Below are 14,269 nucleotides of genomic sequence, written 5' to 3'. Positions count from 1 at the left end.
CCCGGGGGGGGGGCGGGGGGCGCCGCCCCCCCCCCCCCCCGCGCCCCCCCCCCCCCCCCCCGCGGGGGGCCCCCCCCCCCCCCCCGCCCCCCCCCCCCCGCCCTCTGCGTACTGCGTTCCGTGCCGGTACCCGGACACCTCGTGCGAGGTGCCGGGTACCGGCGCGGGAGGATTCCGATCCGGCCGGCCGGGGCCGGCGGGGGATCAGAAGTCCATGTCACCGCCGGGCATGCCGCCCGGAGCGCCCGCCGGGGCGGCCTTCTCCGGCTTGTCGGCGATGACGGCCTCGGTGGTGAGGAACAGCGCGGCGATCGACGCGGCGTTCTGGAGCGCGGAGCGCGTCACCTTGGCCGGGTCGAGGATGCCCTCGGCGACCATGTCGACGTACTCGCCGGTGGCGGCGTTCAGGCCGTGGCCCACCGTGAGGTTGCGGACCTTCTCCACCACGACGCCGCCTTCGAGGCCGGCGTTGACGGCGATCTGCTTGAGCGGGGCCTCCAGGGCGAGCTTGACGGCGGCCGCACCGGTCGCCTCGTCACCCTCCAGCTCCAGCTTCTCGAAGACCGAGGAAGCCTGGAGAAGCGCCACGCCACCACCGGCGACGATGCCCTCCTCGACGGCCGCCTTGGCGTTGCGCACCGCGTCCTCGATGCGGTGCTTGCGCTCCTTGAGCTCGACCTCGGTGGCGGCACCGGCCTTGATGACGGCCACGCCGCCGGCCAGCTTCGCCAGACGCTCCTGGAGCTTCTCGCGGTCGTAGTCCGAGTCGCTGTTCTCGATCTCGGCGCGGATCTGGTTGACGCGGCCCTGGACCTGCTCGCTGTCGCCGGCACCGTCGACGATGGTCGTCTCGTCCTTGGTGATGACGACCTTGCGGGCGCGGCCCAGCAGGTCGAGACCGGCGTTCTCCAGCTTGAGGCCGACCTCCTCGGAGATGACCTGGCCACCGGTGAGGATGGCGATGTCGCCGAGCATGGCCTTGCGGCGGTCGCCGAAGCCCGGGGCCTTGACGGCGACGGACTTGAAGGTGCCGCGGATCTTGTTGACGACCAGGGTCGACAGGGCCTCGCCCTCGACGTCCTCGGCGATGATCAGCAGGGGCTTGCCCGACTGCATGACCTTCTCCAGCAGCGGAAGGAGGTCCTTCACGTTGCTGATCTTCGAGTTGACGATGAGGATGTACGGGTCGTCGAGGGACGACTCCATACGCTCCATGTCGGTGGCGAAGTACGCCGAGATGTAGCCCTTGTCGAAGCGCATGCCCTCGGTGAGTTCCAGCTCCAGACCGAAGGTCTGGGACTCCTCGACGGTGATGACGCCTTCCTTGCCCACCTTGTCCATGGCCTCGGCGATGAGCTCGCCGATCTGGGTGTCGGCGGCGGAGATGGAGGCGGTGGAGGCGATCTGCTCCTTGGTCTCCACGTCCTTGGCCTGCTCCAGGAGCGCGGTGGAGACGGCCTCGACGGCCTTCTCGATGCCGCGCTTCAGCGCCATCGGGTTGGCACCGGCGGCCACGTTGCGCAGACCCTCACGGACCAGCGCCTGGGCCAGGACGGTCGCGGTCGTCGTGCCGTCACCGGCGACGTCGTCCGTCTTCTTCGCGACCTCCTTGACCAGCTCGGCGCCGATCTTCTCGTACGGGTCCTCCAGCTCGATCTCCTTGGCGATGGAAACACCATCGTTGGTGATCGTGGGGGCGCCCCACTTCTTCTCCAGGACGACGTTGCGGCCCTTGGGGCCGAGGGTCACCTTGACGGCGTCGGCGAGCTGGTTCATACCGCGCTCAAGGCCGCGCCGCGCCTCCTCGTCGAACGCGATGATCTTGGCCATGTGAAGTGGTCCTCCCAGGACGGGGTGGGCTGAGGGACCGTGTGGCGCCCGCGACGGACGGCCTGCGCACCGCACGGTTCCTTGCCCCGTACGGCCTGCGGGCCTCACCGACCCGGTCCTTCTGTCACTCTCAACGTCAGAGTGCTAACGCCTATGATTAGCACTCGGCCTAGGAGAGTGCAAGCCTCCCGGGAGGGCATGCCCCGAAGGGGCGGCCCCGGCGGCGGGCCGGTTCCCGACAGCCCGAGGGCCCGCACCCCTGGGGGTACGGGCCCTCGGCCACGTCGTCCGTTTATCGGTCGAGCGCTGTTCAGGCAGCCTGACGGACCATGTCCGCCTGCGGCCCCTTCTGACCCTGCGAGATCTCGAACTCGACTCGCTGGCCCTCTTCAAGGGTGCGGTAACCGTCCATCTGAATCGCGCTGTAGTGGACGAAAACATCCGCACCACCGTCGACCGCGATGAAGCCGTACCCCTTCTCCGCGTTGAACCACTTGACGGTGCCCTGAGCCATGCCTAACTCCCCTATTACTGGCCCTTGCACAGGAACGCACTTCGCGAACCCGGGTCAGACCTCACCCCCCAGACGTATGGGGGTGTGCGCCGGAACGCGTCGACCGCCGCTGAATGTATCTGCCCAACTGCCGTCTGCAACAGGTCAATCGGACGAGAAATCCAGGCACCAGGTATGGACTTATAGGCCGGAATCGGCGGAAGTTCCGGGCAATTCGGGCCCGGCAAAAGGAACGCAAAGCCGCAAAAAGGCAAGAGATTCGGGAGCGGGAACACCGGCTCACAGAAGCCGCGGGGCGCGTTTCCCGGGACACTTCTCCCGGCGCCCGTCAAGGCGCGAACACGCGGCGAATCAGTATCCCCAACTGTACCTCTGCCAATCTCATGGAATTGCCCCCTCCGCTTTTCCGCGAAGGGGGCAACACAAATGAGGGGACGGATTCCGGATGCGCTCAGCAGCCGCCGGCGACCGCCGGGATGATCGAGATCCCGGCGCCGTCGGGGGTCGCCGTCTCCAGGCCCTGCTCGAAGCGGACGTCGTCGTCGTTGACGTAGACGTTCACGAAACGGCGCAGCTTGCCCGAGTCGTCGAGGACCCGGCCGGCGATGCCGGTGTGGTTCTTCTCCAGGTCGGCGATGACCTCGGCGAGGGTCGCGCCCTCGGCCGGGACCTCGGACTTGCCGCCGGTGTAGGTGCGCAGGATGGTGGGGATGCGGACGTTGACGCTCATGGGGTACAGCCTTTCTCGGCCTGCTCGGCCGAAGGGCGGAGTGACGGCTCAGGCGGAGGGGCGGACACGAGGGCGGACCGGGGCACGCGGGCGCACCGGGGGCCGCCCCGCGGCCGCGTGCGGCTCAGTCGCGGGCGAGACCGGCGGCGCGGAACGCGTCGAGGTCCGGGCGGATGGTCGCGGTCGGCCCGGTGGTGGGCGCCACCGCGTCGAGCGTCTTGAGCCCGTCACCGGTGTTGAGCACGACGGTGGTGAGGCTCGGGTCGAGCGCCCCGGACTCGATCAGCTTGCGGGTCACCCCCACGGTCACCCCGCCCGCGGTCTCGGCGAAGATCCCCTCGGTGCGGGCGAGCAGCTTGATCGCGTCCACGACCTGCTCGTCGTTCACGTCCTCCACCGCGCCGCCGGTGCGCCGGGCGATGTCCAGGACGTACGGGCCGTCCGCCGGGTTGCCGATCGCGAGGGACTTGGCGATGGTGTTCGGCTTCTGCGGGCGTACGACGTCGTGGCCGGCCTTGTACGCGGTGGAGACCGGCGAGCAGCCCTCCGCCTGGGCTCCGAAGATCCGGTACGGCTTGTCGGCGACCAGGCCGAGCCTGATCAGCTCCTGGAAGCCCTTGTCGATCTTGGTGAGCTGGGAGCCGGAGGCCACCGGGATGACGATCTGGTCGGGCAGTTCCCAGCCGAGCTGCTCGGCGATCTCGTACGCGAGGGTCTTGGAGCCCTCTCCGTAGTACGGGCGCAGGTTGACGTTGACGAAGCCCCAGCCCTCGCCGAGCGGGTCACCGATCAGCTCGGAGCAGAAACGGTTCACGTCGTCGTAGTTGCCCTCGATGCCGACCAGCTCGCCGCCGTAGACGGCGGCCATGACGACCTTGCCCTGTTCCAGGTCGTGCGGGATGAACACGCAGGAGCGGAAGCCGGCGCGGGCGGCGGCGGCGCCGACGGCGCCGGCCAGGTTGCCGGTCGAGGAGCAGGAGAGGGTCGTGAAGCCGAAGGCGCGGGCGGCCTCGACGGCGATGGCGACGACGCGGTCCTTGAAGGAGTGCGTCGGGTTGCCGGAGTCGTCCTTGACGTACAGGCCGCCGGTGACGCCGAGCTCGCGGGCGAGGCGGTCGGCCTGGACGAGCTGGGTGAAGCCGGGGTTGGTGCTGGGGTGGGTGGCCACGTCGGCGGGGACGGGCAGCAGCGGGGCGTAGCGCCAGATGTTGTCGGGACCGGCCTCGATCCGCTTGCGCAGGGCCTCGGGGTCGCCCGCGGGGAGGTCGTAGGCGACTTCCAACGGGCCGAAGCAGCTCTGACAGGCGAAGATGGGTCCGAGCGGGAAGCGCTCGCCGCATTCGCGGCACGAGAGAGCGGCGGCGGGTCCGAGATCGACGCCCGTCTTCGCGGGAGCGGAGGTTTCGGCGGTCTGCACAGCCATGGTGGGGAGGCCCTTTCTCCTCATCTTCCTCGCGACGCATTTCGCCACGAGACGGAATTGGCACCTTCCCGAGCCGTGGGCCTCGGTGGCGGACGTACCGCCAGGAGACTCGGCCGGAGGGTTGCCGGGGCTTCAACGGGCCGTTTCCCTCTGCCCCTCTGGATGAGCGGTATGGCAGGCGGATCCTGAGGTCCGCCGCGTTTGTCACGTGTCCGGCACGTGGTGTGTCACGTGCTTGTCATGACACGCGGTGCGGGTGGCGCAGCCCGACATGGGATGGTCACCGGCACTGTCCAAGACTGTAACCGAAGCACCGGATCGTTGAGATAGTCGTCCGAACGCCGAGATGGAGATCACGGTCGGCCGCCGGGCCGGCCGCACCCAGGTAAGTCACTTCCGGTATTCCGCAAGCAGTACCCGCACGAGGGGACGCACAACGTGCTCGAAGAGGTGGAGCGCTGGCTCGACCGCCGTTCCTGGACCGCAGCCGACCGCACGCTGCCGCAGATCCTCGCGGCCAAGCAGGCGACCGGGTCCTCGGTGAGCGTGGTCCTGCCCGCACTGGACGAGGAAGCCACGGTCGGCGACATCGTGACCGTGATCCGGCGAGAGCTGATGGAGAAGGTCCCGCTCGTGGACGAGCTGGTGGTCCTCGACTCCGGTTCGACCGACCGTACGGGGGAGGTCGCCGCGGCGGCCGGAGCCCGGGTCGTGCACCGTGACGTCGTGCTGCCGGGCCTGCCCGCGGTGCCCGGCAAGGGAGAGGTCCTGTGGCGCTCCCTGCTCGTCACCGAGGGCGACATCGTGTGTTTCGTGGACTCCGACCTGAAGGAGTTCTCCCCGGACTTCGTGTCCGGCATCGTGGGCCCGCTGCTGACCGACCCGGACGTGCACTTCGTCAAGGCGATGTACGAGCGTCCACTGGGCGGCGCCTCGGGGCAGGGCGGCCGGGTCACCGAGATCATGGCCCGCCCGCTGCTGAACATGCACTGGCCTCGGCTGGCCGGTTTCGTCCAGCCGCTGGGCGGCGAGTACGCGGCGCGGCGCTCCCTGCTGGAGCGGCTGCCGTTCCCGGTGGGCTACGGCGTCGAGCTGGGCCTGCTCGTGGACGCGCTGCACACGGTGGGCCTGGACGCGCTCGCCCAGGTGGACGTCGGGGTCCGCAAACACCGCCACCAGGACGGGCAGGCGCTGGGCCGGATGTCCGCGGCGATCTACCGCACCGCCCAGCTCCGCCTGGCCAGGGGCCACCTCGTACGCCCCGAGCTGACCCAGTTCGAACGCCATCCGGACGGCGGCTACGTCCACCACACCCACGAGGTGGACACCCGGGAGAGGCCTCCGATGACGGAGATCCCCGAGTACGAGAGCCGGCGCCGGGCGGCCTGAGGGCGCCGGGCGGCCTCAGGGCCGTGGTTCCGCCCGCAGCGCCTCGAAGGCGGTGGGGCGGGCCGGGTGCTCCAGGTGGTCGCGGACGCGCAGGGCGCACGCGTGCGGGCTCAGCGTGGACGTGTCCACGTCGACGTCGTGCACGCCGTGGGCGTGCACGACCTCGTACTGGGCGGCGGCCAGGCCGGGCTCCCGGTCGCCGCGTGCGCGCTCGCGGTGTTCCAGTTCCGGCAGCGGGCAGCGCACCGCCAACCAGCTTCCTTCGAGGAGGTCGAGGAGTTCCCTCGCGATGCTGCTCTTGCCCGAGCTGGAGGCGCCGTTGAGCAGGACGACTCTGCCGCCCCGCGGGGTCCGGGGTATCCGGTCGGGCGCGGGCTCCCCTCCGTCCGCCACGGTCGCGCCCCCGCCGGTCGCCGTTTCCGTCCCCACTTCCGCCCCTCCCGTCGCCCTTCCTCCCGGCATCCTGCCGCGTCGCGCCGGCCCCTCCCCCGAGCCCTCGCAACAACTCGTACGTTTGAGCGCATATCGGGGCGGCTAGGAAGGGTCTATGTCTACGTCTGCTGATCAGTCGCGCGCCTCCGTCCTGGTGGCGTCCAATCGGGGTCCCGTCTCCTACACGCTGCACGAGGACGGCGCGCTGAGCGCCAAGCGGGGCGGGGGCGGGCTGGTGTCGGGGCTGTCCGCGATCGGCCCCGAGTCGGACGCGGTGTGGGTGTGCGCGGCGCTGAGCGACGGGGACCGGGAGGCCGTGCGGCGTGCCGGTGGCGATCTGGACCCGGCGGACAGCGGCGGGCAGCGCGTCCACATGCTGGGGATCGATCCGCAGACGCAGGCCGAGGCGTACAACGACATCGCCAACTCGGTGCTGTGGTTCGTCCACCACATGCTGTACGAGACGCCCTTCGAGCCCGCCTTCGGCCCGGAGTTCCGGGCGCGCTGGGCCTCCTTCCAGACGTACAACCGGGCCTTCGCGGAGGCGCTCGCGGCGCGGGCGGAGGACGGGGCGGCCGTCCTCGTGCAGGACTACCACCTGGTGCTGGTGCCCGGCATGCTGCGCGCGCTGCGGCCCGATCTGCGCATCGCGCACTTCTCGCACACGCCGTGGGCCCCGGTCGACTACTTCCGGCTGCTGCCCGACGACGTGGCCCGCGAGGTCCTGCACGGCATGCTCGGCGCGGACCGGGCCGGGTTCCTCACGCGTCGCTGGGCCGACGCCTTCGTGGCCTGCGCCGACGCGCTCGTCGACGGGACGGGCAACACCCGCATCGGGGTGCACGGTCTCGGGGCCGACGCCGACTTCCTGCGCGAGCGCGCGCACCGTGAGGACGTGGACGAGCGGCTGGAGAGGCTGCGGGAGGAAGTCGGCAGGGACGAGGAGGGGCGGCCGCGCCGGACCGTCGTACGCGTCGACCGCACCGAGCTGTCCAAGAACATCGTGCGCGGGCTGCACGCCTTCCACCGACTGCTCATCGCACGCCCCGAGTGGCGCGGCCGGGTCGTGCACATCGCCTTCGCCTACCCCTCGCGCCAGGACCTCGCGAGCTACCGGGCGTACACGGCGGAGGTGGAGCGGGTAGCGAACCTCATCAACGACGAGTACGGCACCTCGGACTGGACCCCGGTCCTGCTGCGCGTCGACGACGACTTCGCGCGCTCCCTCGCCGCCTACCGGATGGCGGACGTGGCGCTCGTCAACCCGATCAGGGACGGCATGAACCTCGTCGCCAAGGAGGTCCCGGTCGTCTCCGACGAGGGCGTCGCACTCGTGCTGTCGCGGGAGGCCGGGGCGTACGAGGAGCTGGGGCAGGACGCGGTGGTCGTCAATCCGTACGACCTCCTGGCGACCGCGGAGGCCCTGCACACCGCGCTCACGATGGAGCACGAGGAGCGGGCCGAACGCTCCAAGCGGCTCGCGGAGGCGGCCACCGCGCTGCCGCCCGCGCAGTGGTTCCTCGACCAGTTGCACGCGCTCACCTCGGACGGCTGACGCCGGGCCGGGGCCGGCGCCGGCGCCGGGTGACCGTGGCGGGCGGGGCCCAGTTCCCCGGCCCCGGGCGGGCTCCCGGGGCCGAGGCCGCCCCGGCGGGCCCGGCGTGCCGTGAGGACCCGTGGACCGCTGGGGTCGGCTCCCCGCGCCGTGAGGGCGCTGGGCGGCCCTTGGTCCGTTTCGCCCCGCGCCGTCAGCGCCCGGCCGCCCGCTTCTCCAGTTCCCGGGCCAGAGCCGTGAGCAGGGCCACGACCTCGGCCGGTCCGCCGGGCAGCGGCAGGTCCGCGCGGTCCACCAGCTCCGTGACCTCCGTACCGCTCGCGACCAGGACCCCGGGCAGCTCCGCGCGGTCCTGCTCCACCGCGGCGTACGCGGCGAGGTCGCCGAGGTCGTCGCCCGCGTACAGGACCGAACCGGCGGCGACCTCGTCCAGGTAGCCGCTCAGGGCCCGGCCCTTGTCGACGCCCGGCGGGCGCAGTTCCAGGACCATGCGGCCCGGCTCGAGGATCAGGCCGTTGCGGTGCGCGAGCTCGGTGAGTGGTGCGAGCAGCGCGTCGAAGGCCGCCCGCGGCTGCTCCGCCCTGCGGGTGTGGACGGCGAGGGACTGCCCCTTGTCCTCGACGGAGGAGCCCTTGGCCTCGCCGGTCGCGTCGAGGAGTCCGGGCAGTTCGGTGCGGGCGGCGGCCACCCCGGGGTGCGGTGGCGGCGTCCGCACGGCGTCGCTGACGGCGTCCCAGCGCTCGGCGCCGTAGTGCCCGAGGACGACGAGGTGTTCCAGGCCCCGCACCCCGGCGAAGCCGCCGTTGCGGACCGCGACGGCGGCCGGGCGGCCGGTGATCACCGCGACGGACCGCACGTGCGGGGCGAGTGCGGCGAGCGCCTCGACCGCTCCGGGGCGGGCCCGCGCCAGGTCCGGGTCGGGGACGATGTCGGCGAGCGTCCCGTCGAAGTCGAGGGCGATCACGGCCCGGTCGGGGCGGGCGAGCAGCGCGGCGAGACCGGCCCGGCCCGCCTCCGTCACGGGCCGGGGCAGCCCGTCCGGGACGGGGGCGTCCCCGGGTGTCCCGGAGGACCCGGGCACCTCGGGGGAAGCGGACGGCTCGGACGGCTCAGGCGTGTGGCTGACCATGGAACGAGCCTATCCACGCGAGGCGCTCCTCACTCGGCCCGGCCCGGTCGGGAAGTGGACCGAAGTGGGTGCCGTTCGGGCCCCTTCGCCTCACCGTGCCGCACGCCGCGCGTCCCGCACCCGGCGCAGCCGGTTGACGGTCACGGGGTCGTGCTTCAGGGCACGCGGGTCGTCCAGGAGGGCGTTGAGCAGTTGGTAGTAGCGGGTCGGTGACATGCCGAGGCGTTCGCGCACGGCACGCTCCTTGGCCCCGGGTCCGGGCAGCCCGGCCCGCTCCAGCGCCAGTACGGCCCGGTCCCGCGCGGACAGCCCGGTCTCCGCGCCAGTCGCTTCCGTGTCGGCGGCTTCGCTCTCGGCGGCTTCGCTGCCGATGGCTTCGCTGCCGACGGTTTCCGTTTCGCGGTCATCCGGATCGGCGCCGTCCGGCCCGGCGACGGCGCTCCCGGCCTCCGTGACGTCGGCGTCATCCGGCTCCGTCCCGATTTCTTCCTCGTCCACAGCGGTCAGCCTAGGCGGGCGCACTGACGTTTTCCCCGGTGAGCCACCCACTGGGCGAGTGAATGGACTAGACCTCTCACGGGTAAGGCGCGAAACTGTTTCACGTGAAACATGTCATCGCCCTGGATGTGGGCGGCACCGGGATGAAAGCCGCCCTGGTCGGGGCGGGGGGCGAGCTGCTGTACGAGGCACGGCGGGAGACCGGACGCGAACGCGGCCCGGAGGCGGTGGTCGAGGGCATCCTCGGTTTCGCCGAGGAGCTGCGCGGCTACGGGATCGAGCACCACGGGGAGCCGGCGAGCGCCGCCGGGGTCGCGATCCCCGGGGTCGTGGACGCCGCGAAGGGCGTCGCGGTCTTCGCGGCGAACCTCGGCTGGGAGAACGTACCGCTGCGCGCCCTGCTCACCGAACGGCTCGGCGGTCTGCCCGTCGCGCTCGGCCACGACGTACGGACCGGCGGGTACGCCGAGGGGCGGCTCGGCGCGGGCCGGGACGCGGACCGCTTCCTGTTCCTGGCCCTCGGTACGGGGATCGCCGGGGCCATCGGGATCGACGGGGTCATCGAGCCGGGCGCGCACGGCAGCGCCGGGGAGATCGGCCATGTCGTAGTGCGGCCGGGCGGCGTGCCGTGCGGCTGCGGGCAGCGTGGCTGTCTCGAACGGCTCGCCTCGGCCTCCGCGGTGACCTCCGCCTGGGCCGCGGCCACCGGCGATCCGCAGGCCACCGCGGCGGACTGCTCGCGGGCCGTGGACGCCGGGGACCCGCGCGCCCTCGCGGTCTGGGAGGAGGCCGTCGAGGCGCTCGCCGACGGGCTGCTCACCGCGATCACCCTGCTCGATCCGCGCGTCATGATCATCGGTGGCGGCCTGGCCGAGGCGGGGGACACCCTGTTCGTCCCGCTGCGGGCGGCGGTCGCCTCCCGCATCACCTTCCAGCAGCTCCCCTCGATCGTTCCGGCGACCCTCGGGGACACCGCCGGCTGCCTGGGCGCGGCGCTGCTCGCCTGGGATCTACTCGACACGGAGGTACGCGCCTGATGGCCGCCAGCACCGAGTACACCGTCCTGACCGGCGCCACCGCGGTCCTGCCCTCCGGCCCCGTCCCGGACGGGCGGGTGGTCGTGGCGGGCGAGAAGTTCGCCGAGCGGGCCCCCGAGGGCGCCCCCGAGCTGGATCTGTCCGGCCACTGGCTGGTCCCCGGCTTCGTCGACCTGCACAACCACGGAGGGGGCGGGGCGGCCTTCGGCTCCGGCAGCGCCGAGGACGCGCTGAAGGCCGTCCGCACCCACCTGGAGCACGGCACCACGACGCTCGTCGCCTCCACGGTCACCGGGGAGCTGGACTCCCTCGCACAGCGCGCCGGCCTCCTCTCGGAACTGGCGGAACAGGGCTCGATCGCCGGCATCCACTTCGAGGGGCCGTTCATCTCCCCGTGCCGCAAGGGTGCGCACAGCGAGGGCTTGCTGCGCCATCCGGACCCGGCCGAGGTGCGCAAGCTGGTCGACGCGGCGCGCGGACAGGCCCGCATGATGACGCTGGCCACGGAACTCCCCGGCGGCCTGGACTCCGTACGGCTGCTGGCCGAGCAGGGCGTGATCGCCGCCGTCGGGCACACCGACGCGACGTACGAGCAGACGCGGGAGGCCATCGAGGCGGGCGCGACCGTGGCGACCCACCTGTTCAACGCGATGCCGCCGCTCGGTCACCGCTCCCCCGGGCCGGTCCCGGCGCTGCTGGAGGACGAGCGGATCACCGTCGAGCTGATCAACGACGGTACGCATCTGCATCCGGCGGCGCTTGAGCTGGCGTTCCGTCACGCGGGCGCGGACCGGGTCGCCTTCATCACCGACGCGATGGACGCGGCCGGTTTCGGGGACGGCCGCTACCTGCTCGGCCCGCTGGAGGTCGACGTCGTGGACGGGGTCGCGCGGCTCGCGGAGGGCGGCTCCATCGCGGGTTCGACGCTCACCATGGACCGGGCCTTCCGGCGGGGGGTGACCGTGGACGGGCTGCCCGTCGAGTCGGTCGTGCGGGCCGTCTCGGCGAACCCGGCGCGGCTGCTGGGGCTCGGGGACCGGATCGGCTCGCTGGAGCCGGGCAAGGACGCGGACGCGGTCGTCCTGGACGCCGACTTCCAGGTCAAGGGGGTTCTGCGCAAGGGCGCCTGGGTGATCGCACCCGAACTCTCCTGAGGGTTCATCAACTGACCGGCGCTCACCTTTTCCCTCGGATCCTCCTCGGGTCCTTCTCGGATCTGCCCTCGGGTCCCCCTCGGATCTGCCCTCGGAGCGCGGCAAACCAAGTGGAGGCGGACCGTCCGGACCCCTGGGCGGACCGCCTCCGTTTTGGCATGATCAGTTCGCGTGCCGGCCGACGCGCGGTCGCCGGCGAGCGGCGCGCGTACGTCGCGGACCGTTCGGAGGGGAAGGGGGGCGACGGGATGATTCTGACCGTCACGCTCAACACCGCGCTCGATCTGACCTATCAGGTTCCCGCGCTCGTCCCGGGTGCCTCGCACCGCGTCGGCGAGGTGGCGGAACGCGCGGGCGGCAAGGGGCTCAACGTGGCCCGGGTGCTCGGCGCGCTGGGCCACCGCACGACGGTGACCGGCCTGTGCGGAGGGGCGACGGGCGAGCGGGTACGGGCTCTGCTCGCGCGGGCCGAGGGGGTCGAGGACGCCCTCGTGCCGATCCGGGAGCCGTCCCGCCGTACCGTCACCGTGACCGAGGGCCCCGGCGCCGTGCGACCGGCCGGGGCGACGGTGTTCAACGAGCCGGGTCCGCTCGTCGGTGCCGAGGAGTGGACGACCTTCCGCCGGACCTACGCCACGCTGCTGGGCGAGGCGACGGCCGTGGCGCTGTGCGGGAGTCTCCCGCCCGGCCTGCCCGTCGGAACGTACGCGAGCCTCGTGCGTGAGGCGCGGGCCGCCTCCGTTCCGGTCCTGCTCGACACGAGCGGGGAGGCGCTGCGCCGGGGGGTGGCCGCGCGCCCCGACGTGGTGAAACCGAACGCCGAGGAACTCGCGCAGCTCACCGGGTCCAGGGAACCGGCGCGGGCCGCCCGGGACGCCCGGCGGCGCGGCGCGCGGGCCGTGGTCGCCTCACTGGGTGCGGAGGGTCTGCTCGCGGCGACCGCCGAGGGCATGTGGCGGGCGGCGGTACCGCGCCGGATCGAGGGCAACGCGACGGGCGCGGGCGACTCCGTGGTGGCCGGACTGCTGTCGGCGCTCGCCGAGCGGCTCCCCTGGCCGCAGCGGCTGGCCCGGGCCACCGCGCTGGCCTGCGCGACGGTGCACGCGCCGGTCGCGGGCGAGTTCGACCGGGGCGTCTACGCCGAGTTGCTGCCGCGGGTGCGGGTCACGGAGTTGCGGGTGGGGTGAGGCGTGCCGGGCCTCGGCCGGGTCCCTTGTGCTGGAGCCCCTGTCGCGGCCGGGGCCCTCGGTCGAGGCGGCGGTCCGGGGAGGCTTGCGCGGCCGGGTACGCGAACGGCCCGGGGCGGCTCACGAGAAGCGCGCACACCGGGCCGGTTCCGTGCCCGCGAGGGCCTGAGAGGGCTGAGAGGCCTGAGAGGGCCTGCGGGCCCGTTCAGTTCTTGGCCCGGCCCTCAGTTCTTGAGCTGGCCCTCAGTTCTTCGCCTGCCCCGCCTTGAGCCACAGACGGTCGAAGTTGGCATCGCACTTGTCGCCGTCCTCGCAGCTGAAGACGATGCTGTTCGTGCCCTTCGTGAGGTGCGTGTAGACGTAGGAGTTGGTCCAGCCCTTCTCCCAGTCGCCCTCGGGGGCGCCCGCCCAGTTCTTGAGGGGCAGATCGCGCCGCTCCCCGCCGTTGACGATGAGGCTGGCCTGCTGGTCCTTCCCGGGGACGCCGTAGTCCAGGAAGATCGTGTAGTCGCCGTCCTCCGGGATGCCGCTCACGGTCCAGGTCAGCTTGGCGCCGACCTTGTTGAAGCCCGCGACGTAGATCCCGTCACCGGCCTTCGCGCCCTTGACGTCGGAGGACAGCGTCGTACCGCCGTCCAGCTTGAGCGCCTTCGCGTCGGACTTCGGCAGGTCCTCGGGCTCGTCGGAGGGGTCCTCGGAGGGCTGCTTTTCGCCGTCGTCCGGCTGCGACTGACCGGCGGTCGGGGCCGTCGGCTGATCCGCCTTGTTGTCCTTGCTGTCCCCCGAGTCACCCGTGGCCAGCGCGATGCCGATGCCCACGCACACGGCCGCGACCACGGCGATGGCACCGATCAGCAGCCCCTTGGTGTTCGGGCCGCGCCCCCGGCCGCCCGCCTGCTGCTGCGCGCGCCGGCCGCCCGCGGGCGGACCGCCGGGCAGCGTCTCGGGCGCCGCGTAGTGCGCGTTCTGCTGGGGGTATCCGGGGCCGCCCGCCGCCTGGCCCTCGTAGGGCTGCTGCGCGGCCTGCTGCGGCGGATAGCCGTACTGGCGCTCGCCGACGGGGCGGACCTGGTGGTAGGAGCGAGGACCCGGATAGCCGTAGCCGCCGCCCCCGCCGGGCGGGGTCGCGCCTGCTGCCTGACCGTCCGCGTACAGGTAACCGAACGGGTCGTCGGCGGCGGGTTCCGCAGGCGGATTCTCGCCCTCGGGCGGGTTCTCGCCGTTGTTGCCGGGCGTCATCCCTTGGTCACTCCTCAACGGTCGGGCTCACGGTGCGGACAAGCGGATCGGATGAGCGAGAGCGTCATCGGTCGATCCGGCGAGCCTACCCGCTTCACATGAAGGCCCGGCGTGCCCCCGGAGCCCCTGCCCGCCGGGGACATGGGCACACG

Annotated in this window: 13 protein-coding genes and 1 riboswitch; of the genes, 5 read left to right on the top strand and 8 right to left on the bottom strand. The window is 72.4% G+C overall.

What is annotated here, in order from left to right; translation table 11 throughout:
- Positions 1-204 precede the first annotated feature (204 nt).
- The 4 genes from groL to thrC form a co-directional block, all read right to left on the bottom strand.
- Positions 205-1,830, bottom strand: coding sequence for a chaperonin GroEL (groL, locus tag AB0J21_RS04560; RefSeq protein WP_363144320.1), 1,626 nt, complete (start codon positions 1,828-1,830; stop codon positions 205-207).
- Positions 1,831-2,140: 310 nt separating this feature from the next.
- Entirely contained in the window at positions 2,141-2,344 is a 204-nt protein-coding gene (locus tag AB0J21_RS04555) for a cold-shock protein (protein ID WP_363144319.1), read from the bottom strand.
- Positions 2,345-2,795: 451 nt separating this feature from the next.
- Entirely contained in the window at positions 2,796-3,074 is a 279-nt protein-coding gene (locus AB0J21_RS04550) for a MoaD/ThiS family protein (protein WP_363144318.1), read from the bottom strand.
- Positions 3,075-3,198: 124 nt separating this feature from the next.
- Positions 3,199-4,497, bottom strand: a complete 1,299-nt coding sequence (gene thrC / locus AB0J21_RS04545; RefSeq protein WP_363144317.1) for a threonine synthase — start codon at positions 4,495-4,497, stop codon at positions 3,199-3,201.
- Positions 4,498-4,514: 17 nt separating this feature from the next.
- Positions 4,515-4,666: riboswitch (SAM riboswitch) on the bottom strand.
- Positions 4,667-4,935: 269 nt separating this feature from the next.
- Between thrC and AB0J21_RS04540 the strand changes: the two genes are divergently transcribed.
- Positions 4,936-5,886 carry a glucosyl-3-phosphoglycerate synthase gene (locus AB0J21_RS04540; RefSeq protein ID WP_363144316.1) on the top strand — a complete coding sequence of 317 codons (951 nt, stop codon included), beginning with the start codon at positions 4,936-4,938 and terminating at the stop codon, positions 5,884-5,886.
- A gap of 15 nt (positions 5,887-5,901) precedes the next feature.
- Here AB0J21_RS04540 and AB0J21_RS04535 read toward each other — a convergent pair whose 3' ends face one another.
- Positions 5,902-6,246, bottom strand: a complete 345-nt coding sequence (locus AB0J21_RS04535; protein ID WP_363144692.1) for a hypothetical protein — start codon at positions 6,244-6,246, stop codon at positions 5,902-5,904.
- A gap of 187 nt (positions 6,247-6,433) precedes the next feature.
- Here AB0J21_RS04535 and AB0J21_RS04530 point away from each other — a divergent pair, with 187 nt between their 5' ends.
- Positions 6,434-7,873 (top strand): trehalose-6-phosphate synthase, encoded by a 1,440-nt coding sequence (locus AB0J21_RS04530; protein WP_363144315.1) that lies wholly within the window; start codon positions 6,434-6,436, stop codon positions 7,871-7,873.
- Positions 7,874-8,066: 193 nt separating this feature from the next.
- Here AB0J21_RS04530 and otsB read toward each other — a convergent pair whose 3' ends face one another.
- Both otsB and AB0J21_RS04520 read right to left on the bottom strand, forming a co-directional pair.
- On the bottom strand, positions 8,067-9,002 hold the full coding sequence (gene otsB / locus AB0J21_RS04525) for a trehalose-phosphatase (RefSeq protein ID WP_363144314.1): 936 nt from the start codon (positions 9,000-9,002) through the stop codon (positions 8,067-8,069).
- 90 nt (positions 9,003-9,092) lie between these two features.
- A complete protein-coding gene (locus AB0J21_RS04520) occupies positions 9,093-9,374 on the bottom strand; it encodes a DUF3263 domain-containing protein (protein WP_363144691.1) in 282 nt (93 codons plus the stop codon).
- 230 nt (positions 9,375-9,604) lie between these two features.
- On the opposite strand from AB0J21_RS04520, the gene AB0J21_RS04515 reads away from it, so the two are divergent.
- The 3 genes from AB0J21_RS04515 (at position 9,605) to AB0J21_RS04505 (ending at position 12,878) form a co-directional block, all read left to right on the top strand.
- Entirely contained in the window at positions 9,605-10,537 is a 933-nt protein-coding gene (locus tag AB0J21_RS04515; RefSeq protein WP_363144313.1) for an ROK family protein, read from the top strand.
- Positions 10,537-11,691 carry an N-acetylglucosamine-6-phosphate deacetylase gene (gene nagA, locus AB0J21_RS04510; protein ID WP_363144312.1) on the top strand — a complete coding sequence of 385 codons (1,155 nt, stop codon included), beginning with the start codon at positions 10,537-10,539 and terminating at the stop codon, positions 11,689-11,691. Before AB0J21_RS04515 ends, nagA begins: the two co-directional genes overlap by 1 nt.
- A 248-nt stretch (positions 11,692-11,939) precedes the next feature.
- Positions 11,940-12,878, top strand: coding sequence for a 1-phosphofructokinase family hexose kinase (locus AB0J21_RS04505; protein WP_363144311.1), 939 nt, complete (start codon positions 11,940-11,942; stop codon positions 12,876-12,878).
- A gap of 243 nt (positions 12,879-13,121) precedes the next feature.
- On the opposite strand, the gene AB0J21_RS04500 is transcribed toward AB0J21_RS04505, so the two are convergent.
- Entirely contained in the window at positions 13,122-14,117 is a 996-nt protein-coding gene (locus AB0J21_RS04500; protein WP_363144310.1) for a dimeric protein, read from the bottom strand.
- Positions 14,118-14,269 lie beyond the last annotated feature (152 nt).

Source organism: Streptomyces sp. NPDC049954 (assembly GCF_040656295.1).
Classification (GTDB): domain Bacteria; phylum Actinomycetota; class Actinomycetes; order Streptomycetales; family Streptomycetaceae; genus Streptomyces.
The sequence above is the reverse complement of the archived record's forward strand: the minus strand, read 5'-3'. Positions and strand labels throughout refer to the sequence as shown.

What these genes read in the sequence shown, in the direction of transcription:
- AB0J21_RS04555 (WP_363144319.1), bottom strand. Translation starts at nt 2,344, where the DNA reads ATGGCTCAGGGCACCGTCAAGTGGTTCAACGCGGAGAAGGGGTACGGC.
- AB0J21_RS04530 (WP_363144315.1), top strand. Translation starts at nt 6,434, where the DNA reads ATGTCTACGTCTGCTGATCAGTCGCGCGCCTCCGTCCTGGTGGCGTCC.
- AB0J21_RS04505 (WP_363144311.1), top strand. Translation starts at nt 11,940, where the DNA reads ATGATTCTGACCGTCACGCTCAACACCGCGCTCGATCTGACCTATCAG.
- groL (WP_363144320.1), bottom strand. Translation starts at nt 1,830, where the DNA reads ATGGCCAAGATCATCGCGTTCGACGAGGAGGCGCGGCGCGGCCTTGAG.
- AB0J21_RS04550 (WP_363144318.1), bottom strand. Translation starts at nt 3,074, where the DNA reads ATGAGCGTCAACGTCCGCATCCCCACCATCCTGCGCACCTACACCGGC.
- nagA (WP_363144312.1), top strand. Translation starts at nt 10,537, where the DNA reads ATGGCCGCCAGCACCGAGTACACCGTCCTGACCGGCGCCACCGCGGTC.
- AB0J21_RS04500 (WP_363144310.1), bottom strand. Translation starts at nt 14,117, where the DNA reads ATGACGCCCGGCAACAACGGCGAGAACCCGCCCGAGGGCGAGAATCCG.
- thrC (WP_363144317.1), bottom strand. Translation starts at nt 4,497, where the DNA reads ATGGCTGTGCAGACCGCCGAAACCTCCGCTCCCGCGAAGACGGGCGTC.
- otsB (WP_363144314.1), bottom strand. Translation starts at nt 9,002, where the DNA reads ATGGTCAGCCACACGCCTGAGCCGTCCGAGCCGTCCGCTTCCCCCGAG.